Raw genomic sequence first — 22139 nt, 5'->3', positions numbered from 1 at the left:
TTTAATCCCACAATCGATAGTTTAATTTAGGATTGTGAATTTAATAAAAAATAGAATACTTCAATTGGAATCTTTAGGAGACACACTGATGGGTGAAATTGCCTTAAACATCAAGGCCCTAAACCGGCCAGGGGTTTTACGAGACATAACTGAGATAACATCTCTTTGTGGGATTAACATAACTTACACTCACCTTTTTCTTGAGGATAAAGACCATACATCCGTTTACATGGAGTTAGAATCTGTGAAAAATGTGAAAGAATTCATGGACACTGTTAGGAGTTTAGAAGCCGTGATAAGCGTTGAAGAATGTCTTTCACTACACGAAATATATGGTAAGAGAATTATTATCATTGGTGGCGGTGCACAAGTAGCCATGGTTGCTCAAGGGGCCATTACTGAGTCAGATCGTCATAACATCAGAGGAGAACATATTAGCGTAGACACCATCCCCCTTGTAGGTGAAGAAAACCTTAAAGAAGCCGTATCTGCCGTTGGAAGACTTCCAAGGGTGGGGGCGCTAGTGTTAGCTGGATCTTTAATGGGTGGGAAAATAACTGAGGCTATTAAAGAGATTAAGAAAAACCATGAAGTATTTATCATCAGCCTCAACATGCCAGGAAGCGTTACAAAAGAGGCAGACTTAGTGGTCACCGACCCTATACAGGCAGGGGTGATGGCGGTGATGGCAGTGGCAGACACAGCCATATTCGATATTAAAAAATTAGGAAAAAGGATATTTTGAAGATAAATAGGGCAAAAAAAGGGTATTTATTTTAAAGGAAAAAGTTTTCTCCCCTTAATTTTAGTTTTCGGATGATTTTAACTCATTTCAATGGCTCTGATGAGTCGGCTTGCTTCATTTTTTAGGTCAACGTCGGTAATGTCCCCACTTTCCCGGACTTTAAGTGCTAATTGCAACACTTGTGACACATCGCTGGGTTTGAGATTTTCAGCCATCTCCAGATAAGTTTGCCCTTCCTTATCCTCGATCACCACGTCTTTTTCAGCCATCATATTCAACAGGCCTTTGCAAACACCCAAAATACTGGTGTCTTCAACAGTTTCACACTTTTTCAGGAGTTTTTCAGTTTTTTCATCCATGATATCACCAGTTATAATATGTTCATAAATTTATATTATATTATCTGTCTGTTCAGAATCATAGATTTATGGGATAGATTGGAATTAATTAAATAGTGATTCACAATAAATATTTACCTACACTTGTTGGATTAGAATAATTATGATCCACTATTAAACAGGGATTATCTGGATACACATGAAATTGGTAAGCTATTCGGATAATTTCCAAAGATTCCTGGTATTATTATGGAGAGGTGAAAAAACATGGCACTCCACTGTGATCGCATGGATGGGCTGGTTGTTAAATCTGCCGAAGAGGCTCTGGAGATGGAAAACATTAATTATGTGATTCCTTTTATCAAGGAAAAATATGAAGATGAGTTAAAGGACGCCTTTGAGAGAACTATCGTGGTTAGGGAACTATCGGGTGCTGCTGCAGAACTAGCTGACTATTGGTTTTTTGAAACTGCAGTTAGATTGCATCTAAAAGGCAGAGGCATATCCTACACCGGACTCAAACCCACCCAGATAAAAGGAGAACCCATTATCAACATGGCTGACCAGGCAGTTAAATCGGAAAATCTGAACCATCTAATGAATTTCATTTTAAGCTCCATTAAAGAAGATATTGAGGCTCGGTTTGATGATGTTTTGTCCAAAAAAGATTATGATGTAAACGATGTGGATGATGCCAGGGACTATGCCGATGCAATCTTAAACTTCTTTGGCTATCTTCAAACATTAATTGAGTTCATGGAAGAAGGTTGAAAATGGAAAAAAGCTCATTAAATATGTTAGAATGAAGATAAAAAATAAAATTTCATGGTATATATTATGAGGTGAATGTAAAATGTCAGATGAACTGAAATCAGTTGTCATATATTTGGAAGAGTTGCTTGACTATCAGGAAGGCGCAGTTGTTAGTAGAGAAATAATCCGTAAAGAAACTGGTACTGTAACCATTTTCGCTTTTGATAAAGGAGAAGGATTAAGTGAACACACGGCTCCGTATGATGCAATGGTGCAAATAATTGATGGGAAGGCAGAGATAATCATTTCCGGTAAAAAGTACATCTTGGAGAAGGGTGATATGATTATAATGCCGGCTGATGAACCCCATGCCTTACTTGCCATTGAAAGGTATAAAATGATTCTAACCATGATCAGGTCATGATCAAATCCCATTTTTTTTTATTGTTTTACCTTTTTTTAAAGTAGTCTAATAATCAGGGTTTCTTCTTTAACGAAATCTAGTTTATCAATAAGTTGAATGGCTTTTTGCATATTTTTTTCCAGGGAATGATGGGTTATCATGAATATTGGGATTGCTTCACCATGGTTGGCTTTTTTCTGGCTCACAGATTCTATACTTATATTATGGTCGCTTAAAATTCCGGATATGGAGTGAAGCACACCTGTTTTGTCTAATGCAGTTATTCGCATGTAATATTTGGACTCCACATCAGACATGTCTTTGATCTTTTTCACCTTACCCGGTGTTGGTCCGTATTCTGCTGGTTTCTTCATATCCTGGATTATGTCTATGCAGTCTGCCACCACGGCACTGGCAGTGGGCATCATGCCTGCACCCTGCCCATACATAAGCACAGGCCCCACAATATCACCAACAATGTAAACTGCATTAAAAACATTATTAACCGATGCTAATAAATGATTTTGCGGTACAAGGGTTGGATGGACTCTTATTTCGAGTTCGCCTTCCTCATCAATTTGGGCTATGGCTAATAGTTTAACTACTGAGTTTAATTCTTCCCTGGCGAATTTAATGTCATCAGGGGTGATCTTGGTTATGCCTTCCACATGGAAATTGTCTTGTTCCACATAAACTCCGAAGCTAAGCATGCTCAATATGATGAGTTTTTGGGCAGTATCATGCCCTTCAATGTCGAAGGTGGGGTCTTGTTCTGCGTAACCCATTAGCTGGGCCTCTTTTAAAACCACATCAAAATCAAGTTCTGCGTCAGCCATTTTACTTAGAATGTAATTGGCTGTTCCATTGATAATTCCATAAACCGTTTTTATATTGTTAGCAGCCAAACCGTCATTTAATGGTGCAAGTAAGGGAATCCCTCCCCCAACACTGGCTTCAAAACATATTCTAACCCTGTTTTTTGATGCGCAGTCTATGATTTCCTGCCAGTGTTTTGCCAGCAAGGCTTTGTTGGCTGTTACCACGTGTTTACCATTTTCCATGGCCTTTAGAATGAAATTTAATGCTGGTTGATAACCTCCAATAAGTTCGATGACAATGTCGATTTCATCATCTTCCAAGATGTCATCGACATTGGTTGATAAAATTTCATGGTCTACTTCCACGCCACGGTCAGTGGTTATATCCAGGTCAACAACTCGTTTTAGTTTCACCTTTTTATGCACTTTTTCTTCAATAAGATTAGTGTTCTGGTTTAAAGTGGCTATAAAACCACTTCCAATAGTTCCGAAACCTATAAGTCCTATGTTAATAGTTTCATTCATCGATATTCCTTCCAATCCCTTTTTATATATTTTTTGGCTGTTTTGTTTATTATGATGGTATCAATTTTTTCTATAATTTTAAATTTTTCAATTTAATGTATTCTCCCAGAGATTCTCGGGTAGTTCCTACAATTAGGCGGTAATATGTTGTTCTGCCGGTAACTTTTTCCAGCTTTCCTTGAGCGATTATCGTTTCCCCGTCTCTGGCTTGACCGGAATAAGTGTGGGTGTAAGAAGCCACTTCTTTAATGGGCACATTTGGGCCTTCTATTATGTTCACATCTTCCACTTGGTAGACTGCTGGGTTGTCAAAGGCAGCCAATGCATCACTTACTGTGGCTTCTAGTTGGGCTGTACCATGGGGTTCATATGTTTCCTCACCATATTTACCCTGGATTTCATCCCATTTTCTAGTGGCTAAAATGTCAAATAAAGTGCCATCTACAACTCCTCTATTATTTTTACGTTTTTCATACCATTTGAATTCATCGTAACTCAAAGTAGAATCTTTAATACGTTTAACGTATAAGCGGGCCCAATAATCATCTGTTATTGGTTTTAAAGGACTATTATTGTCATTTTTTAGTGATTCAAAGGTTTTCATCGCTTTTTGATGATTTTTTAGGCCGTAAACTACAAAATCAATATCAGAAACATGTTGGTTGTACAGGCCAGGTAGTACAGATCCAGAGATGCCTAAATGTTTCTGCCCAATCCCTGCCTCTTCTCTAAAAATATCGGAGACTTTGATTACCTTTAATAGAAGTTCATCAGGTCTGGGATGATTTATGATCTCTTTCAGACGTTTTGAGGGACTTAATATCTCTTTTACTTTTTTCACGGGGACGCCCATCATCTCAACGCCAGTAACCTTACAATCAAAAAGGTATTCTGTAAAACCATCATTTAAAAAATTGTAAGCTTGTTCTGAGTCCACTTTACTATATCTTGAACCATTAAGAGTTCTGTCTCCATTAGGATCTGGAATGTAACGTAAAAATGAAAGTATCCTGTCATTGGGATGGAGATAGGTGGTGGTAGCAAAGAAAAGATCGTCTTTGGTGTAGATAAAATCTCGAACTCTGGCTTGCATGCATTAATTTAATGAAAGGCAACATTATTAAATATGATAGTTAAAAGACTAATACCTGGCCAAGACCTCAAAGGGTCCTTGGAAGATATCAGGGACAGGAATAATTTAAAATCAGGGATAATTATCTGTATGGTGGGTAGTCTCGATAAAGCAGTTCTCAGAATGTCTGATGGAACGAAAAATATCATAAGTGGGCCATTGGAAATTGTGTCTGCCACTGGGACCTTGGCTATTAATGGGGTTCATATTCACTTGGCGGTTGCTGATGGTAATGGGCATGTTACCGGAGGACATCTCATGGAAGGAAGTACAGTGAATACTACGGTTGAATTATGTGTTTTAGAGTCAGATCAGATTTTTAAACGAGAATTTGATCCTGATACAGGCTTTTATGAACTCGTGATTCTGGATGAGGAATAATATGGTCTGCTTCGATTTTCAAAGTACAATATTTTTTAGGTGATTCTTTGTGAAAATGATAAAACTTGAACCTGGCCTTAAATATGATGGTAGCCAGATAAAACCAATGTGGGCATTCCAGAACTTTGGGGTGAAGGGTTCCAGTATAGTAAACTGGATAGGGCCAATGGATATCAAGTCTGATGAGTTGGTTGATTATGAAGATATGGGTTTGGAGATTAAATCAGATGAAATGATCCATTTTATAGTAGAACACTTCGATGTTCAACCAGCTGATATGAGGCTTTGTTATCACCGGCAACGAATTCTGGTTATGATTGTCCAAGATTTGTTAGATGAGATAGGTATTAAAACCCATAGAAAAGGGGATGATCTCTACTGTGATGATGGTAAATTAACTGTTTCTGTAGCATCATGTTCAGTTAGTAGTATGAAGATCCACTTTGCCATGAACTTAACCACCACCGGAACACCAAAAAATGTTAAAACAACAGGATTACTGGAATGTTCAGGTGAATTAGACATGGACATGATTTCTAAACTCCCAGATAAAGTTTCAAAAACATATATTGATGAGATTGAAGACATTGAAGAAGATATTGCTAAAACCAGAGTATTTTAATTAATATATTTTATTCAATAGAATTATATAAATTTCATAATAAAAAAAGAAGGTTAATAAATGAAAATAGTGATTAACGGAATACACGCTAATTTACGCTTTGCATCTGCGCACATGATCCCCTGTCACGAGTTCTGCGGTGGAATACATGGACACTCCTACCATGTGGATGTAACAGTTGAGGGGGAACGTGGTGGAGAATTTGGATTCGTGGTGGACTTTAAAACAGTTAAGGGACGGGTAAGGGAAATATGCAAAAAATTGGATCATAAACTACTCGTACCTGAAAATAGCAAAGAAATAGAATTTAAAAATATTGATAAGTATGTAGAGTTTTCTATTAAGGATAAAGAATACAAAATCCCCAGAGAAGACTGTTGCCTACTTCCATTACCTTCTACTTCTGCTGAAGCACTGTCAGAGTACTTTGTAGAAAAACTTTTCCAAGCCCTCTCCAGGGAAGGGGCAGATATCCAAGCCATGGAGATCTGTGTGAATGAAGGCATAGGTCAAGGGGCTTGTTTCGAAAAAATTGTTAAATAATGGGGGATTTAATATAAAAGCCCGTATTTCTGAAATATTTTCCAGTCTTCAGGGTGAAGGGATGCTTTTGGGCAGAAGACAAGTCTTTATAAGGTTTTCTGGATGCAACCTTAACTGTAATTATTGTGACACGCCTTTAAGCCGTGATTCGAATTATGGAAATGAATTCGATGTTGAAACGTTATGTCAAAATGTTAATGAACTTATAACTCCGGATTTTCATTCTATTTCACTAACCGGAGGAGAACCATTGTTACATGCGGATTTTATTAAGAATTTCTTAGAAAAATGTAATTTTCCTGTCCTTTTAGAGACAAATGGCTCTTTACCTGATGAACTTAGGAAATTAACAGAATTAATAGATTATGTTTCATTAGATATCAAATTACCTGAACATGAGGCAGTTTCTAACTGGGATGTTCTAATGAAGAGGGAGATTGAATCCATAAAGATATTAATAGAAGAGGGGATAGATACTTACTGTAAGTTGGTAGTACAACCCTCTACACAGACAGACACTGTGGGCTCCATAGCAGCTAGAATCATGGGAGAAATCCCTGCTACGTCCAAATTGCCCCTGGTTATTCAGCCTTCAAGTCCTCTGGAATATTGGGCTGATAAAAATCAGAAGTTACTGGCAATTTCTGAAAAGGCAGGAGAACATTTAAACGTTTTAACTATACCCCAAGTTCATAAGCTTCTTAAACTGAAATAGGAGGTATGTAGATGGAAATGGACACACAAATGACTGTGCACGACGCAATGACTTCAAGTGTAATAACCATAGACCCTGATACAAGTATAGCCCAAGCCGCGGCTATAATGACTCAGAAGAGTATTGGAAGTCTCATTATTAAGAGCAACTCCGAACCAGAAGGACTGGTCACTGAAAGCGATATTATAAGCAAGGTTGTATCTAAGGATATTCAGGCCAGCAAAATGACTGTCGAGGAGATTATGACAAAAAATCTCATTAACATCGACCCTGGAAGCGACCTCAACGAAGCTGCCAGAATCATGGCAAAAAACAATATCCGAAGGCTGCCAGTAGTGAACAATGGAGTTCTTGTTGGTATCTTAACCTCCACTGATGTTATGACAGTTTCACCAGAATTGACTGAAATACTGGTGGAAAACGCCAGGATGGAAAATCAGATTAATTATTCTTCTAATGAAAAATCCGTACCTGGAGCTTGTGAAGTTTGTGGAAATTATGTTGAATACCTCGATGAAGTGGATGGCAAGTACCTGTGTGAGGAGTGCAAGGACGAATTAGAAGGTGAATAATCTTGAACCCGGTGGGACAAATAATGACCCCGGATCCTGTCACCGTATCTGCGGATACCCATGTCACTAAAGTAAGGTCTGTTTTCCGGGAACATGGGTTCCGAACAATTCCTGTTGTATCTGGGAACCGTTTGGAAGGTATTATTACTCGTGGAGACATGTTAAATATCTCTTCAACCAAATCCAACATCGATGCCAGGGGGATCATGGAACAACCCTTAGTGATTACCACTCCTGAAATGGATATAACCTCCCTGATTAAGGAAATTGTAAATTCTGGCACGTTATACGCTCCAGTAGTGGAGTCACAGGATGACATGCATCTGGTGGGAATAGTAACAGTAGCGGATATCATAATGAAATTACTCTACAATGGATCACTACCTGCGAATGAATCCATTGAAGGTATTATGAGTTCTTCAGTTATCACTTGCAATCATGATGATCCGATTTCTCATGTTTGGAAGAGAATGGGTGATTCAGGCGTATCTGGTCTTCCAGTGATTAAAAATAATAAAATTATAGGCATTATCACCAGAATGGACATTATCAAATCGGGTAATGTTCGAATGGGCCGTGAATCCCAATCTCATGAGACCCGAAGGTCAGTTTTGGTGGAAAAAATAATGAGAACCCCACCAGTTGTGGCCATAACCAGCACATCCATTCGCGAAGCCGCTGAAATACTATTGGAATATAATATTGGACGTCTGCCTATTGTAAAAAATCCAATATATGTTAAAAAAGAACCCCGAAGAGCTAAACAAGCCGATCTAATTGGTATAGTTTCAAGGGAAGATATTTTATGGTCGTATCTCAACTGATGTGCCCATCATCTTTTAAATCTGAAGTGGGTGCTGAACTGATTTTAGAGAATCTAAATAGCAATTTTAATGTATCCCATTATTATAAAAAAAATAATTCAAAGTTATTTCGTAATAGAGGTGTATAGATGAGAAAAAAAGAAACCATAAACTTGGTGAAATCAATGGACCGTGGTTCATTGGAATTTGAAACCCACGCATCCCAACATGAGGGAGACGTGATGAGCATAGCAACTAAAAAGGTGGTAACCGCACCTCAAACAGCCACAATAAAGGAAGCAGCTGAAAGAATGGTGAAAAACAAGTTCAGAAGACTTCCAATAACTGATCCTGGTAGTGAAAAGCTTCTTGGAATAGTTACCTCAATGGATATCCTGGACTTCTTAGGAGGTGGGGACAAGTATAAGATTCTTGAGAAAAAACATCATGATAACTTCCCTGCAGCCGTAAACGAACCAGTTAAGATGATTATGACTCGTGAAGTTGAAACCATTAACACTAAAGACTCCATAAACACTGCAGTGGCAAAAATGACAACTAAAGGAGTAGGAGCTCTTCCAATAGTAGATTCTGAACATAAAATAGCTGGAATTGTTTCCGAAAGAGATTTTGTACTTCTGATGGCCGGGGTACTTAATGATGAGCTTGTTGATGACCACATGCAAAAAAATGTAATTACCACCACTCCGGGAACACGCATTGAAGGAGCATCAAAGATCATGGTCAGGAACAAACTTCGCAGAATCCCGGTTGTGGGTGAAGAGCGTAAAACACCACACCCTGAGAAAGAAAAAATAGTGGGTATTGTCACTGCAACGGATATACTGGAATTTCTGGGTAAAAACAGTGCTTTCGAACACATGATAACCAACAGTGCTGAAGAAATTCTCAACACAACCATAACCGAAATAATGGAGTCAGATGTGATCACTGCCAATGCCATGAGTCACTTGGGCGATGTCTGCGATTTAATGGAAGATAAAGGCATTGGAGGACTTCCTGTAGTACAAAATGGTGATTTAAAAGGAATTATTACCGAAAGTGATATATTAAAAGCCATAATTTCATAGTTATGGTTTATTAAAAAATTTTAGGGGCGAACAGCATGATGAAAATCGAGGATGTAATGAACGAGGACGTAGTGTTAGTCAAAGAAAATGAACAAGTAAGTCACGCCCGAAACCTCATGCTCAAACACGGTTACAGCCGTATTTTAGTGGTTGACCAAGAAGGCAAACCAGTGGGCATCCTAACTGAAAAAGATTTAATAAGAAAAATGAGGGCGAATGGACCGCAATGGAAGAGGAGGCCAATAGATAAAATATCAATCCGCAGAGTAATGACATCCCATCCAATAACCATAACTCCTTTCAGGGAGCTAAGGGAAGCAGTTGAGCAAATGATCAAAAACAACATAAGCTCTCTTCCAGTTGTAGACAATGGGGAATTAGTGGGAATAATAACTAAAAGTGACCTAATGGACTTCTACAGCCAAAAATTCGCCAAAAAATGGAAAGTATCACAACTCATGACCAGTGAAGTAGTAACTGTAAATGAAAACCACAGTATAGGTCATGTTATTAGCATAATGGAAGATCACAAAATAGGCAAAGTTATAGTAATGAGGGATAATGAGCCTGTTGGGATAATAACCTCTGGAAACATATCATTTGCCAATGTAGAAGACCCTGAAACTGGGGTTAGCCAAGAAAAAATAGCATTCCTCCACAAAATTGAGGGTCAAGAGAAAAGAAATGTTAGAGAAGTGTCAATGGTTACGGCAGGGGACATAATGACAACTGACCTTATTACAATCAGTCCTGATGAAGACGCATCTAATGCCGCAACTATTATGATAAATAAGGATCTAAGTGGTATTCCAGTTTTGAATAAAGATGAATTAGTTGGAATAATCACAAAAACCGATATTATCAGAGGAATACAATAAATAAAGGGGATAATAAAAATGCATGTCAAAGATATAATGGCCAAAGATGTGGTAGTGGTTGATAAAGACCAAAACATTCATGACGCATTTAAATTAATGAAAAAACACAAAATATCCCGACTACCAGTTATAAACACCAACCAAAATCACAAAAAAGAAATAGTGGGTATAATAACAGAAAAAGATATTGCATTAAGGCTTGGATCATCAAAATATGGTAACCTGTCACCATCACACTTCCATGTGTCCACTGTTATGACTCCTCAACCCTTAACTGCCGAACCCAACCAAGCACTACCTACTGCTGCTGAAACTATGTTGGAAAATGGTATTGGTGGATTAATTGTAGTTGAATCTGGAGACATCGTGGGAATGATCACCAAAAGTGACTTTCTGGAAACATGTCAAGGAAAGCCTTTTAACGAAATCCCCGTGAACGAAAGGATGAACAAAGATTTAACAACTATTGAACCACAAGATAGGCTTGTGCACGCTAGAAGAATTATAATTGATAAAAAAATTGGCAGAATCCCGGTAACTGAAAACGGTGAACTCCAGGGAATGATTACAGCTAAAGATATAGCCTTGGCAATGATGTCCTTCCGTAAAGTAGTTCCAGATAAGTACAAACCAGCCAGGATACGTAACTTACTGGTGGAGGATGTTATGGTTCAAAATGTGAAAACCATATCTGAAGAAACTCCAGTATCCGATGCAGCAATGATTATGTTGGATAATAATTTCAGTGGACTTCCAGTGGCCGGTGATCAGGGCATGACCGGGATAATCACCAAAACTGACTTTTTGAAACTGATAGTGGAACTGGAAAAAGTCTAAAAAAAATCATCCCAATAAATGATATAGGGGCTTATCCCCATTTTTCTTTTTTTTAAATAGATATCAGACTTTAGACAATTAATTATGCGCGAAAAAAACATCCCCAATCTACTAACTCAGGAAAAGGTTTCAAAACTTCTGAACATATCTTCTCAGAAATTAGAAGAAGCATACTGGAAAGGAATTATAAAAAAGTACCAGAAACATGATCTTGATGCAATCCAGTTCAAAAAAGATTTGGGGCCAATTGAATCCGGGACACTGGTAATTGACAAGGGAAATATTCACATTATAAGAGGTTTCCCAAAGATTAGAAGAACACTCCTTTTACAACCAGCATTGAAGAAACATTTCCCTAAAGAAGTGGCTGTTGAAGAGAAGATGAATGGATACAATGTTCGTATAGCTCAGGTAGATCAACAAATAATAGCCTTAACCCGGGGCGGTTATATTTGTCCTTACACCACTCGTAAAGCAACAGAAATACTCTATTTAGATGATTTTTTCCAAGAAAATCCGGAAATGGTGATATGTGGAGAAATGGTGGGCACGTTAAATCCATATGTGTCTCATTATTATCCGGAGATTGGGAAATTAGGTTTCAGAATCTTTGATTTAAGGGAAAAACAAACCAACAACCCACTTACTGTGATGGAAAAGAGAAACTTACTCAAAGAATACGGACTGGAACCAGTCCGTCTGATGGGGATATTTCCAGTTGACGAAGCCCCCGAAACGATCATGGAGATTGTTCGAGATTTAGGTGCTAATAATAGGGAGGGCGTGGTAATGAAAGATCCAATGATGCAGTTGGAACCTTTAAAATACACTTCATCTCAGGCACAAGCATCAGAACTGGAATATGCTTTGAGTTATCCATTTGATTTGGCTCAAGCTTTTCTTTTCAGCAGGATAATTCGGGAAGGATTCCAAGCCTATGAAATGTCTGAATCTACAGATGAACTCTCAGAAAGAGCTTTCAGGATAGGTGAATCAATACTATATCCAATGTTGGAAACAATTAAAAGAGTTAAAAAAGGCGAAATTGCAGCAGAGGATCTGGTAATTGAGGTGGGTAGTGAAAATGAAGCAGAGGAATTTATCCGTCACCTCCGGGATTTGAAGGTTATGGCTAAATTAGTGGAGATTAAAGATGGTAAAGCAGTCATAAGGAGAATACACCAGTCCACCAATGATAGAGTAAATAATTATCTCCATGGTGGATTATATTAACCACTAATTTAATATTACTTTCATAGTTGTCAATTAGATAATCCAATAACAGTTCATGGGAATATATTATGAAAATAGGATTTTTAGGCCCCACAGGGACTTTCACCGAAGAAGCAGCATCCACTATAGGGGGAGAACTAGTGCCATATGCCACAATACCTGATGTTTTTCGTGCAGTTCATAAAAAAGAAGTTGATGTTGGTGTTGTTCCTATTGAAAATTCCATTGAAGGTTCAGTTGGTGTAACCCTAGATCTTCTTGCCCATCAATATCTCCTGAAAATTAAAGGGGAAATAATAATCCCCATTAGCCTTAACCTACTTATTAACTCTGGAACCGATTTAAACGACTTGAAAATGGTATACTCCCATTACCAGCCATTATCTCAGTGTCGTATGTTTTTGGAGAAAATGGGGGTTCGGACACAAGCAACAAGAAGCACTGCTGAAGCATCAGAGATCATAAAAGACAAAAAAAATGTGGCTGCCATTGGAACTCGTAGAGCAGCAACTTTGTATGGGCTTAAAATCGCTGCTGAAGATATCCAAGACCATGAAAGTAACATGACTCGTTTTGTGGTCATTGATCATGAAGACCACGTTCCCACTGGCAGGGACAAAACATCTTTAGTTTTATGTTTATCTAACGACCGTCCTGGTGGTCTTTATGAGATATTGGGCGAATTTGCCAGGGAAAAAATTAATTTAACCAAGATAGAATCCAGACCATCAAAGGAAAAACTGGGAAGCTACATCTTCTTTGTGGATTTAGAGGGTCATCATAGTGATTTAAAAGTTGTGAATGTTATAAATAGGATAAGATCAAAGGTAGGATACATAAAGATTTTGGGATCATATCCTCAAGAAGGAGATGATTAAAATAATTTCAGATAGAAAAAAGCTCAATAAACAGTTACAAGAGCTTGAAAATGATTATAATAATGGCAATATTTCTAAAAAGGAATATTTCGCCCGTAAAAGAGACATAGGGCAGGAATTGGAAACCTTGCAAGTAGCAGAAAGAGTGCGCAGGATGCAAGGTAGAATGGGGTCTGAAAAAACTCTTGATTACTGGTCAGACCAGGAAAATGAAAGAAAAAAACAAGCTGAAGAAGCTGAAAAAGAGGAAATGATTAAAAAATATATTACCAACCATGATTCCATTAAAGGTAGAGAAATACCTTCTAAGGGATGGCTGGGTAATAGGGCCAAGATTAGTTTAATTGCCTTTATTGCCCTGGCATTTATAGTGGGAACATCCATGGGATCCTTGCTTATAAATAAACCCTCTGAAGTATCTTCAGTTCCCATGCTGGTTAATGACAGTGCATTCCCACCAGTAGCCAATAATACCACTATCATTACAACCAACTACACTTCTACCATTAATAATACTCCAACCTCCACAAATCCTCAAACACCTAAACCCGAACCTAAACCCCAACCTAAACCTAAACCTAAACCACCTGAACCTGAACCTAAACCACCTGAACCTGAACCTAAACCCCAACCTTAACCTAAACCACCTGCACCGACGCCTAGTACTGATACCTGACAATAAAACATTTTTGTCCATTAAATGAACCTACAGAATCAAAATTGATACCAAGAGAGTTAATCCTCAATTTTAAAAAAAACCGTCCATTATATGGATTGCTATATTTAGATATGAAATTAACGAAAATGAGCAATATAAACAATGTAATTCAATGATTTGAAGATATATAATAATTAGTTTTCATCAATAGAGTAAAAAGGTGATTTTAATGAATAAAATTCTCCCAGTAATACTATTTACCATTTTCATGGTGGTCTTGGTTTCAGGATGCATCAATGATGGAAAAGCAAACCAGACCAACAATTTCACCAAATCGGGCATATTCTTCCAATACCCTCAATCATGGGGAGTGGCAAAGGTCAATTCAACTGGGGGAATCGCTGCTGTGGGAGATCCCCAGACCATAGTCAATGGAAAACCCACTACTTCTGTGGTCATCCAGGAATATAATAACACTAATTATTACAGTCTTCAAACAGCCTATGAACAGAATTATTTAAAATTCTTCAACAACACAGGCAAAACCAAGGTTTCAGTGGGAAATTTCACTCTAAACAATGACCAAGCATATGAAACTGTTTACATCTCTTCAGAATCAGGTGTGAAGAAGAAATATCGGGCAGTATGGTTACAAAAAGATAGAAACATCTACGTAATACTTTGCAGTGCCAGGGCAGAAGATTATGATGGTCAAAATGCAAATTTTGACCTAATAATTAACACATTCAGATTATCCTAGTTGAATTGTCATATTATTTTATAATTCTTCCCTATTCCTTTTTATAAATAATAAACAGTTTTATTTTTATAATAAAGGGCAGTTTTATATTTAAATAGAAGTAATGTAGTTATGCAAAAATTTTATATGTTAAACTTGAGACAATATAACTGATATTACTATTATCTTCACAGGGCAGAATAGTGGACGGAAAGTCAATAAATCTGCTTTTATTTTATTGAATCCTGTGGGGTAATTAAGTTCGCCTTCATGTGAAATCCGAAATTTTAGGTTAAATACTATTTAGGTTAGTTTAACTTATTATTATCATCAAATGATACAGAACAATTCTAATACCTACAAATTTCAACTGGATTGGTTGATAAATATGATGAAACAAGCTGTGTGAAGGTTTATAATAATTCATTGTGTCTTAATTGACCTTTAGGATTATCCACATAATATAATAAGGAGGAATTGAGAATGGTATTGCCAATATGCGATGTCTGTTTAAAGAGCGGAATGTTATGTCAAGGTTGTGAGAATAAAATAAAAAGCGGAGAAATAAGTCAACTTGACTTGGACATTGCAAAAATCCTCTACCGTGTGGGTGATGGTAAAATAGGTTTTAAAAGAACTGTTGAGATAGGAGATGTAGTTATTATCATCACCGACAAAGGCCAAGTGGGTAAACTCATAGGCAAGGGTGGTAAAATTGTCAGGGAAATATCTAAAACCGTGGAGAAAAAAGTAAGAGTTGTTGGAGAAAACTCTGATTTGAAGGCAGTAGCCACGGATATATTGGCCCCTGCACGTATTTCTGGAATAAACATAGTTTATGGGAAAGATGGGGAAGAAAAATACAAAATCCGGGTTAGACGGGAGGATGCTCGGCGATTACCTGCCAAAATGGATCTTTTAAATAGCATAATTCAGGAATTAACTGGTGAGAAAACACTGGTGGTCATTGACCGTAATAACTAGTTAAAGGATTTAACAAGTTACATGAAAATTAATAGGGGTTAAAATCTGATGAGAATTGTGCTCTGCGTCACCGGTAGTGTGGCTGCTGTTGAAACTGTAAAACTAGCCAGAGAGCTTAAAAGAAAAGGATTCCAAGTTAAGTGTTTCATGAGTGACGGAGCCTGTGACATTATTAACCCAAATGCCCTGGAATTTGCCACAGGGGAACCAGTGGTCACCAAACTCACTGGCAAGATAGAACATGTTAAATTTGCAGCTGAAGATCTGATTCTGGTAGCCCCGGCAACAGCCAATGTAATAAGTAAATTTGCCTACAAAATTGCGGATAACCCTATTAACACTCTTCTAGTAACTGCTAGTGGCTACGGGACACCTATTATTTTTGTTCCCTCCATGCACCAGTCCATGCACCGGGCTGTTCATGAAAATATTCAAAAACTCAAAAAAGAGGGAATTATTTTCATCCAACCTCTTGAGGAGGAAAATAAGGCTAAATTCCCTTCTATTGATGACATTTTGCTCCATGTTCAGAAATCCACCTCATCAGGAGATTTAGTTGGTCAAAAGGTTCTGGTAAGTGCTGGTGGAACTTATGAAGAGATTGATCCAGTTAGGGGCATAACCAATCGCAGTTCTGGTAAAATGGGGTTGGAATTGGCCAAAGAAACCTTCCGCAGGGGTGCTGATGTAACCCTGGTAACTGGAAAGATGGATGTGGCTGTTCCTACTGTTTTTAACCAAATCAAGGTGGAATCTTCCTATCAGATGCAGAGTGAACTTGAAAGAATTCTTGTTGATCAGGATATTTTCATAGCTGCAGCAGCAGTGTCTGATTTCACATTGGACAAACAGGAATCCAAGATATCATCAAAGCGTAAGCTCTCCCTAAAATTAAAACCAGCTCCTAAAATAATTAATAAAGCAAAGAAATACAACCCAAATATATTTTTAGTGGGTTTCAAGGCAGAATATGACGTTTCTCAAGAAGAACTAGTGAAATCTGCCGGTTTGCGGTTGAAAGAGGCTGATGCCGACTTGATGGTGGCTAATGATGTGGCAGTAGAAGGAGCAGGATTCGGTTCGGACCAGAACAAAGTGGTGTTGGTTGATGACGAAGTGTTGGATATTCCTCAAAGCACCAAAGAAGAAATAGCATCATTAGTTGTTGACAGAATCGTGGAAAAATTCCTTAAAATATTTGAGTAAATTTTATTAAAAGGTAATTTAACTGGTTGTTTTACTCATTTCCCGTTTTTTAGTATTAGTTTTTCAAAAAAATTTATTTTAATTTGATAAAAGTTAAGTGTAAATGGCTGTACATTTCCTTATTATGGATAAAAAAATCAAAGACCTAAGTTCTTCTTTAAGTGATAAAACTATTTTTTTTAATTTAAAAAGCAAATTCACAAACCAGACAGCGGTGGTCCTTCTCATAAGGATCCAAATCCACTTTATCTAAAACCCTAAAGCCATGTTCTTTTAACTTAGATGCTTCTTCACGGAATATTTGCCGAGGTTTACGGGTTACATCAATACTCCTGGCTTTTATCATAAATATGCCTTGACCCTCTTCTTTTAGATACATTCTCATGTTATCCATGAATATTCTAGTTTGGTTAGGTTGGGCAACGTCAGAGTAGAGGATGTCCACCTTCTCCAGTAATCCCCGGTAGTTGTGTGGTTTGCTGGCATCTTCCAGGAGCGGTATCATGTTTTCCCGACCACGGCAAACATTTAAAAGCTCCCTCATCATGCGGGGTGAGAACTCAACACAGTAAATCATACCCTCTGTGACTATGTCCGAGAGATGAGAGGGGGTAGTACCTGCAGAAGCTCCTAAATACAGAATTTTGGAATTTACTTTTACTGGAAACTTTTCCAACCCTTTAAGTATGGCTGCAGCCAGTTTTGAACGGCGAGGCTCCCATAAACGGCATTCAGTATCCTCACATTCGGCCAGTTTCTCTCCATAAACCCTTACTCCTGGGTTGAGATTGCAAGTGGCTAAGTGGCCGTCCAGTTCATATATTCCGGTAAATTCAGTTAATATTTGCCTATCTTCCATTTTTTTATTCCTCTAAAATTATTCCTAAAAATTTCTGCAAATCATTTTTTTTAATTCAGATGATATAAGAGTTTACTTAAAAACTTTCAGGGGGTCCTGAATTTTTCATGGTATCTTCTGACTCATTAAATAATCTATAATTCAGTAAGAGTAATCTCCCTTATTATACCGAAATTTATCCTTTTTTCTTTTCCTTTTTTTTCCCTGTTTTTTCTTCTTTTCTGATTTTCCCGTTCTTTTAGGGAAAGGATTTGATTTTTTGATTTCTTCCAGTTTAATTTGGAATCCTTCTTTAATTGAAGGATCATATTCTCCGGAGAAATAATCCTTACGCGCGGCCAAACTTATCTTACCGGCTAGTGCCCTGGCAACTTTTCCCCGAATCCACCACCGGGAGCCACGAACATCTGGGTGCTGGTAGATCAGTCCATGTTTTGGGGGTTTCTCACCAGTCTTTAAGTGGCGGAAAAGCGCCTTCTCTGCTCCTAAAATCTGTACTGTACTGGAAGGTAAAAGCGCTAATCTCCGAATCCCTCCAGTATGCGCTATAATCTTAGCACCAAGTGATGGTCCTGTGAGGTCCCGTAGGTTGGGTGCCATTTCTTCCATTTTTTGGTCAACATAGTTAGCAATGGATTTTTTAGATTTTTGCATGGATTCAATTGTCTGGGCAAATCCCCTGATCACCTCCAAATCAGTTTTTGATAATTCTGCACCTAGACTAACCCAGGAATCCTCGTCAAAATCAAGTGATCCTGAATTTATAATAGCATCACGGGTCCCATACTTCGAAACTAACTCTACATACTGTGAATGGTCACTCACCTGATCCAGTTCTGGGAAGTGGATCGGATACCATTCTCTGATCCTCTCCACCAATTTTACTTCAGATTCTTCCAACTCTTCAACTGAATGGATAGCTTGGATAAGGAGGAGATCATCGGACTCAGAAGACTCTTTAAGTTTTATTTCAGTTATCTGCATTGATAATTGTCGGATGATATCTTTAAGTTCATTTTTTGTATTTAAAAATCCAGTTTCAAGAAGAACTTCATCCAAGTTTGATCTTAAATAGTCTCCCCCTTTACTGGGGATTTTAAAACTCAATTTGGAATGATATTTAAGGTTACGGTAGTGATAGCTGCTTTTATCAGTTTCAACAATGATTTCATCACATCTTTTGCCTATTTTGTCTAAAAGATGGGTTTCTTCAAAACTGATAGATTTTTCTTGCATTTCAACCCATTTTTTTAGGAGATCTGAATTTGGGAAAAGTTCATAATCCAGGAGGTTAAAATCTTCATCTAAGGCCATGAAGCCTGCAAAACAACTAACAATATAACACTTCATAGAATTTAATGTGTATTTAAAATGATTTAAACCTTCCAAAATTAAAAGATTATTTGAAAAAAAAATTCTATATAAATGATAACATGGATTTAATTTTCCATTTAAGGGTGTAATCATGCTGGAAGTAGAAATATGCCAGATGAAAATGAAAAATCCAACTGCACTAGCTGCTGGGGTTCTTGGAAGCACAGCTTCATCACTTAACTGGGCATCAAGGAGTGGAGTTGGTGCTGTAGTTACGAAATCATTTGGATTGGAACCTAACAAGGGATACTCCAACCCTACCACTGTAGATGTGGAAGGGGGCATAATAAATGCCATAGGTTTATCAAATCCAGGAGTGGATATTTTCACGGAAGAATTAAAGAAACTTGATGGAAATGTTCCGCAAATCGCATCAATATATGGTTCCACACCTGAAGAGTTCTCCCAAATCGCCAGTAAGGTGGATAAATTAGTGGATGCCTTGGAACTCAACGTGTCCTGCCCCCATGCCATGGAAGGATGCGGGGCAGCAATTGGCCAAGATCCTAATTTAACTATTCGGATAGTTGAAGCTGTTAAAAAATCAGTTAAATCTCCAGTGATAGTCAAATTAACTCCTAATGTCACTGATATTGTGGAAATTGCTCGTGCTGCTGAAAGTGGCGGGGCTGATGCCTTAACCTTAATAAATTCCCTGGGACCTGGGATGCGAATCGATTTAGAAACAGCTAATCCCATTCTTTCAAACCGTTTCGGTGGAATGTCAGGGCCTGCCATAAAACCAGTGGCCTTAAGATGTGTTTATCAAGTTCATCAAGCAGTTAATCTGCCAATAATGGGAGTGGGGGGTATAATGAATTACCAAGATGTAGTTGAATTCTTATATGCTGGAGCTAGCTGCGTGCAAGTGGGTACTGCAGTTATGTACCATGGACTGGAAGTTTTCAGGGAAATAACAAGTGATTTGGAGAAATTCATGATGCGTAAAGGTTACCAGCGGGTGGATGAGATGGTGGGACTGGCACATCAGAAATAAACCCAAACCATCACAGGTGGTGAAAACCCAATTAAACAAAAGGAAGGATATGTTATGTTAAAAACTGATATCAAACATTTTCCACAAGTACTAAAAATCAAAAGGATAGTTGAAGAATCACCAACAGTTAAAACCTTCTATTTCCCCTGGAAATTTACAGATGAGACTCCTGGTCAGTTTTTAATGTTATGGAATTTTCAGGATGAAAAACCCATGTCCATTTCCAGTATTGATCCAGTCAATGATGAAGTGGGAGTTTCAGTTAAGATGGTGGGACCCTTCACCCAATCACTTCATAAGCTCCATGAAAATGATCTTTTAGGATTAAGAGGGCCATATGGGACAGGATTCCAGATTGCAGGTTCAAGGGTTCTGGCAGTAGGGGGTGGGATTGGAATGGCACCCATAGCTGCATTCACTGATGAAGCATCAAAAAGGGGGGTAGAAATGGATGTTATCACTGCAGCCACTACAAAAAAAGAAATTTTATTCCAGGAACGGCTCAATACCACTGGAGTTAATGTAATGGCAACTACGGATGACGGGAGTCATGGATTTTGCGGTTTTGCCACTGAACTTGTCGAAAAACTCATAAAACAAGAAGATTATGATATGATGGTGGTTTGTGGTCCTGAAATTATGATGAAAAAACTTTTAGACATCTCCAACCAATACCAACTCCCAACCCAGTTTTCCATTGAGCGTTATATGAAGTGTGCACTGGGAATTTGTGGGCAATGCTGTGTGGATGATGTGGGTTGGAGGATATGTGTTGAAGGCCCTGTATTCTGGGGAGATCAGCTGATGATGATTTCTGAGTTTGGTAAATATCACCGGGATTCTTCAGGTATTAGAAAACAGTTTTAGGATCAAAAATTTCCAGTTTTACTAAGAAAACCTTTATTGGTATTATGAAGGTATTTAATTATGAATACTGTGTGGAATGATTATTGTGATTGATAATCTAAAAGGAACCTTAACATCGGCTGTCTTTGTAATCATATTGCTCCTTTTTTTATCCTTTTTAGTTATCACTCCTATGTTAAGTATGATTGTGCTGGCTGCTGTTTTTGCATATGCAGTGCGCCCCATAGCCAAGATACTGCAACCTTACATAAAGTTCCATTCACTGGCCATAACAGTGGGCATGGTGGTGGTCATATTTCCTTTAATTGCCATTCTTTTTTACTCTATTGAAGCCCTTGCACAGTCTGCTCCTTCACTGGTTGCGGCTGCAGAATCAATTAATATTAAAAACTTTACAGTTTCTTCCATTCAAAATTCCCCACAATTTCAACAATACATCCCAACTGGTGTGTATCCTTATCTAGGATCATTATCCCGTGTTTTTGAAGCTGCCTTTTCGGATATTGTTAGTAGAATCACTTCTTACTTGGTTGGTTTAGTGCAGTCATTACCCAATCTAGCTTTGGAACTTTTTGTTTTCTTTGTTGCAACATTTTATTTGGCTAGAGATGGGGATAAACTATGGGCTTATGTTGATTTTTTCATACCACAGGATAGGAAGGGGTTTTTTGATAATCTCTTCCGTGAAGTTGATAATGTTTTAAAGAGCATCTTCTTTGGACATTTCTTGTCAGCGATGATTGTGGGTTTGATTTCCGGAATTGGGTTTTACTTGTTGGGTTATCCTTATTCCTTGTTTCTGGGAATTCTAACTGGATTTTGTCAAGTAATGCCTTTTGTAGGTCATTGGCCTACTTATGGTGCTGTAGCCATTTATGACATAATTCATGGCAATTTCATCCGATTAATTCTAGTTGTTATTTTAAGCATAGCTCTTAGTGTGTTGGACATGTACTTGAGGCCTCAGATTTCAGGTAAATATGCAGACATACACCCTATGATATTCCTTTTGGGATTCATATGCGGACCATTGCTATTGGGCTTGGTTGGATTTATTATCGGACCATTGGTTTTGGGAGTGGCTTATGCTGCTGTTTTGGCTTATAAAGAGTCTAAAGACGTTGAAAAAGAAAATGATGCAGATAAATAGCAACTTAATTAAGAACTAAAAAAAATCCTGTTTTTATC

Annotated in this window: 26 protein-coding genes; 21 read left to right on the top strand and 5 right to left on the bottom strand. The window is 37.9% G+C overall.

Annotated features, from left to right (window positions below; all coding sequences use genetic code 11):
• Positions 1-88 precede the first annotated feature (88 nt).
• Positions 89-745, top strand: coding sequence for a DUF5612 domain-containing protein (locus tag GXZ72_02685; protein HHT18453.1), 657 nt, complete (start codon positions 89-91; stop codon positions 743-745).
• A 77-nt stretch (positions 746-822) separates the two neighbouring features.
• Here GXZ72_02685 and GXZ72_02680 read toward each other — a convergent pair whose 3' ends face one another.
• Positions 823-1104 (bottom strand): hypothetical protein, encoded by a 282-nt coding sequence (locus GXZ72_02680; GenBank protein ID HHT18452.1) that lies wholly within the window; start codon positions 1102-1104, stop codon positions 823-825.
• 246 nt (positions 1105-1350) lie between these two features.
• Here GXZ72_02680 and GXZ72_02675 point away from each other — a divergent pair, with 246 nt between their 5' ends.
• Together GXZ72_02675 and GXZ72_02670 are read left to right on the top strand one after the other, a co-directional pair.
• A complete protein-coding gene (locus GXZ72_02675) occupies positions 1351-1854 on the top strand; it encodes a hypothetical protein (protein HHT18451.1) in 504 nt (167 codons plus the stop codon).
• An 82-nt stretch (positions 1855-1936) separates the two neighbouring features.
• Positions 1937-2260, top strand: a complete 324-nt coding sequence (locus tag GXZ72_02670) for a cupin domain-containing protein (protein HHT18450.1) — start codon at positions 1937-1939, stop codon at positions 2258-2260.
• 35 nt (positions 2261-2295) lie between these two features.
• Here the strand turns inward: GXZ72_02670 and GXZ72_02665 are convergent, their stop codons facing one another.
• Together GXZ72_02665 and GXZ72_02660 are read right to left on the bottom strand one after the other, a co-directional pair.
• On the bottom strand, positions 2296-3582 hold the full coding sequence (locus GXZ72_02665) for a homoserine dehydrogenase (protein ID HHT18449.1): 1287 nt from the start codon (positions 3580-3582) through the stop codon (positions 2296-2298).
• Between the two features lie 70 nt (positions 3583-3652).
• Entirely contained in the window at positions 3653-4675 is a 1023-nt protein-coding gene (locus GXZ72_02660) for a DNA polymerase subunit beta (GenBank protein ID HHT18448.1), read from the bottom strand.
• A gap of 33 nt (positions 4676-4708) precedes the next feature.
• Between GXZ72_02660 and GXZ72_02655 the strand changes: the two genes are divergently transcribed.
• From GXZ72_02655 to coaBC, 15 genes are all read left to right on the top strand, one after another.
• Positions 4709-5095 carry a DUF296 domain-containing protein gene (locus GXZ72_02655; protein HHT18447.1) on the top strand — a complete coding sequence of 129 codons (387 nt, stop codon included), beginning with the start codon at positions 4709-4711 and terminating at the stop codon, positions 5093-5095.
• A gap of 49 nt (positions 5096-5144) precedes the next feature.
• Positions 5145-5717 (top strand): DUF366 family protein, encoded by a 573-nt coding sequence (locus tag GXZ72_02650; GenBank protein ID HHT18446.1) that lies wholly within the window; start codon positions 5145-5147, stop codon positions 5715-5717.
• A gap of 60 nt (positions 5718-5777) precedes the next feature.
• The gene (locus GXZ72_02645) at positions 5778-6260 is read left to right on the top strand and encodes a 6-carboxytetrahydropterin synthase QueD (protein HHT18445.1); all 483 of its coding nucleotides are present in this window, start codon (positions 5778-5780) and stop codon (positions 6258-6260) included.
• A gap of 61 nt (positions 6261-6321) precedes the next feature.
• The gene (locus GXZ72_02640) at positions 6322-6975 is read left to right on the top strand and encodes a 7-carboxy-7-deazaguanine synthase QueE (GenBank protein HHT18444.1); all 654 of its coding nucleotides are present in this window, start codon (positions 6322-6324) and stop codon (positions 6973-6975) included.
• 11 nt (positions 6976-6986) lie between these two features.
• Positions 6987-7547, top strand: coding sequence for a CBS domain-containing protein (locus tag GXZ72_02635; GenBank protein ID HHT18443.1), 561 nt, complete (start codon positions 6987-6989; stop codon positions 7545-7547).
• A gap of 2 nt (positions 7548-7549) precedes the next feature.
• Positions 7550-8371: a CBS domain-containing protein gene (locus tag GXZ72_02630; GenBank protein ID HHT18442.1), complete on the top strand. Its 822-nt coding sequence runs from the start codon at positions 7550-7552 to the stop codon at positions 8369-8371.
• A gap of 128 nt (positions 8372-8499) precedes the next feature.
• Positions 8500-9441 carry a CBS domain-containing protein gene (locus GXZ72_02625; GenBank protein ID HHT18441.1) on the top strand — a complete coding sequence of 314 codons (942 nt, stop codon included), beginning with the start codon at positions 8500-8502 and terminating at the stop codon, positions 9439-9441.
• A gap of 38 nt (positions 9442-9479) precedes the next feature.
• On the top strand, positions 9480-10319 hold the full coding sequence (locus GXZ72_02620; protein ID HHT18440.1) for a CBS domain-containing protein: 840 nt from the start codon (positions 9480-9482) through the stop codon (positions 10317-10319).
• An 18-nt stretch (positions 10320-10337) separates the two neighbouring features.
• Positions 10338-11156: a CBS domain-containing protein gene (locus GXZ72_02615; GenBank protein ID HHT18439.1), complete on the top strand. Its 819-nt coding sequence runs from the start codon at positions 10338-10340 to the stop codon at positions 11154-11156.
• A gap of 84 nt (positions 11157-11240) precedes the next feature.
• Entirely contained in the window at positions 11241-12389 is a 1149-nt protein-coding gene (locus GXZ72_02610) for an RNA ligase (GenBank protein HHT18438.1), read from the top strand.
• Positions 12390-12457: 68 nt separating this feature from the next.
• Positions 12458-13267 carry a prephenate dehydratase gene (pheA, locus tag GXZ72_02605; GenBank protein HHT18437.1) on the top strand — a complete coding sequence of 270 codons (810 nt, stop codon included), beginning with the start codon at positions 12458-12460 and terminating at the stop codon, positions 13265-13267.
• Complete coding sequence (locus GXZ72_02600) at positions 13260-13904, top strand: hypothetical protein (protein HHT18436.1); 645 nt, start codon at positions 13260-13262, stop codon at positions 13902-13904. Before pheA ends, GXZ72_02600 begins: the two co-directional genes overlap by 8 nt.
• 250 nt (positions 13905-14154) lie before the next feature.
• The gene (locus tag GXZ72_02595; GenBank protein HHT18435.1) at positions 14155-14685 is read left to right on the top strand and encodes a hypothetical protein; all 531 of its coding nucleotides are present in this window, start codon (positions 14155-14157) and stop codon (positions 14683-14685) included.
• A gap of 462 nt (positions 14686-15147) precedes the next feature.
• Positions 15148-15648 (top strand): transcription elongation factor NusA, encoded by a 501-nt coding sequence (locus GXZ72_02590; protein ID HHT18434.1) that lies wholly within the window; start codon positions 15148-15150, stop codon positions 15646-15648.
• A 48-nt stretch (positions 15649-15696) separates the two neighbouring features.
• Complete coding sequence (gene coaBC, locus GXZ72_02585; protein HHT18433.1) at positions 15697-16854, top strand: bifunctional phosphopantothenoylcysteine decarboxylase/phosphopantothenate--cysteine ligase CoaBC; 1158 nt, start codon at positions 15697-15699, stop codon at positions 16852-16854.
• A 184-nt stretch (positions 16855-17038) separates the two neighbouring features.
• On the opposite strand, the gene GXZ72_02580 is transcribed toward coaBC, so the two are convergent.
• Both GXZ72_02580 and GXZ72_02575 read right to left on the bottom strand, forming a co-directional pair.
• Positions 17039-17713: a fibrillarin-like rRNA/tRNA 2'-O-methyltransferase gene (locus GXZ72_02580; GenBank protein HHT18432.1), complete on the bottom strand. Its 675-nt coding sequence runs from the start codon at positions 17711-17713 to the stop codon at positions 17039-17041.
• A gap of 141 nt (positions 17714-17854) precedes the next feature.
• A complete protein-coding gene (locus GXZ72_02575; GenBank protein HHT18431.1) occupies positions 17855-19063 on the bottom strand; it encodes an ATP-binding protein in 1209 nt (402 codons plus the stop codon).
• Between the two features lie 115 nt (positions 19064-19178).
• On the opposite strand from GXZ72_02575, the gene GXZ72_02570 reads away from it, so the two are divergent.
• From GXZ72_02570 to GXZ72_02560, 3 genes are all read left to right on the top strand, one after another.
• Complete coding sequence (locus tag GXZ72_02570) at positions 19179-20084, top strand: dihydroorotate dehydrogenase (protein ID HHT18430.1); 906 nt, start codon at positions 19179-19181, stop codon at positions 20082-20084.
• A gap of 69 nt (positions 20085-20153) precedes the next feature.
• On the top strand, positions 20154-20951 hold the full coding sequence (locus GXZ72_02565; GenBank protein HHT18429.1) for a dihydroorotate dehydrogenase electron transfer subunit: 798 nt from the start codon (positions 20154-20156) through the stop codon (positions 20949-20951).
• Between the two features lie 85 nt (positions 20952-21036).
• On the top strand, positions 21037-22101 hold the full coding sequence (locus GXZ72_02560; GenBank protein HHT18428.1) for an AI-2E family transporter: 1065 nt from the start codon (positions 21037-21039) through the stop codon (positions 22099-22101).
• Positions 22102-22139: the final 38 nt, after the last annotated feature.

It is taken from the genome of Methanobacterium sp. (assembly GCA_012838205.1).
Classification (GTDB): Archaea; Methanobacteriota; Methanobacteria; order Methanobacteriales; family Methanobacteriaceae; genus Methanobacterium.
The sequence above is the reverse complement of the archived record's forward strand: the minus strand, read 5'-3'. Positions and strand labels throughout refer to the sequence as shown.

Bases quoted from the DNA above. Each gene is read 5' to 3' on its own strand.
- GXZ72_02670 (HHT18450.1), top strand. From the start codon at position 1,937: ATGTCAGATGAACTGAAATCAGTTGTCATATATTTGGAAGAGTTGCTT.
- GXZ72_02635 (HHT18443.1), top strand. From the start codon at position 6,987: ATGGAAATGGACACACAAATGACTGTGCACGACGCAATGACTTCAAGT.
- GXZ72_02580 (HHT18432.1), bottom strand. From the start codon at position 17,713: ATGGAAGATAGGCAAATATTAACTGAATTTACCGGAATATATGAACTG.
- GXZ72_02685 (HHT18453.1), top strand. From the start codon at position 89: ATGGGTGAAATTGCCTTAAACATCAAGGCCCTAAACCGGCCAGGGGTT.
- GXZ72_02595 (HHT18435.1), top strand. From the start codon at position 14,155: ATGAATAAAATTCTCCCAGTAATACTATTTACCATTTTCATGGTGGTC.
- GXZ72_02600 (HHT18436.1), top strand. From the start codon at position 13,260: ATGATTAAAATAATTTCAGATAGAAAAAAGCTCAATAAACAGTTACAA.
- GXZ72_02660 (HHT18448.1), bottom strand. From the start codon at position 4,675: ATGCAAGCCAGAGTTCGAGATTTTATCTACACCAAAGACGATCTTTTC.
- GXZ72_02680 (HHT18452.1), bottom strand. From the start codon at position 1,104: ATGGATGAAAAAACTGAAAAACTCCTGAAAAAGTGTGAAACTGTTGAA.
- GXZ72_02590 (HHT18434.1), top strand. From the start codon at position 15,148: ATGGTATTGCCAATATGCGATGTCTGTTTAAAGAGCGGAATGTTATGT.
- pheA (HHT18437.1), top strand. From the start codon at position 12,458: ATGAAAATAGGATTTTTAGGCCCCACAGGGACTTTCACCGAAGAAGCA.
- GXZ72_02575 (HHT18431.1), bottom strand. From the start codon at position 19,063: ATGAAGTGTTATATTGTTAGTTGTTTTGCAGGCTTCATGGCCTTAGAT.
- GXZ72_02620 (HHT18440.1), top strand. From the start codon at position 9,480: ATGAAAATCGAGGATGTAATGAACGAGGACGTAGTGTTAGTCAAAGAA.
- GXZ72_02645 (HHT18445.1), top strand. From the start codon at position 5,778: ATGAAAATAGTGATTAACGGAATACACGCTAATTTACGCTTTGCATCT.
- GXZ72_02640 (HHT18444.1), top strand. From the start codon at position 6,322: ATGCTTTTGGGCAGAAGACAAGTCTTTATAAGGTTTTCTGGATGCAAC.
- GXZ72_02570 (HHT18430.1), top strand. From the start codon at position 19,179: ATGCTGGAAGTAGAAATATGCCAGATGAAAATGAAAAATCCAACTGCA.
- GXZ72_02615 (HHT18439.1), top strand. From the start codon at position 10,338: ATGCATGTCAAAGATATAATGGCCAAAGATGTGGTAGTGGTTGATAAA.
- coaBC (HHT18433.1), top strand. From the start codon at position 15,697: ATGAGAATTGTGCTCTGCGTCACCGGTAGTGTGGCTGCTGTTGAAACT.
- GXZ72_02610 (HHT18438.1), top strand. From the start codon at position 11,241: ATGCGCGAAAAAAACATCCCCAATCTACTAACTCAGGAAAAGGTTTCA.
- GXZ72_02675 (HHT18451.1), top strand. From the start codon at position 1,351: ATGGCACTCCACTGTGATCGCATGGATGGGCTGGTTGTTAAATCTGCC.
- GXZ72_02625 (HHT18441.1), top strand. From the start codon at position 8,500: ATGAGAAAAAAAGAAACCATAAACTTGGTGAAATCAATGGACCGTGGT.
- GXZ72_02655 (HHT18447.1), top strand. From the start codon at position 4,709: ATGATAGTTAAAAGACTAATACCTGGCCAAGACCTCAAAGGGTCCTTG.
- GXZ72_02665 (HHT18449.1), bottom strand. From the start codon at position 3,582: ATGAATGAAACTATTAACATAGGACTTATAGGTTTCGGAACTATTGGA.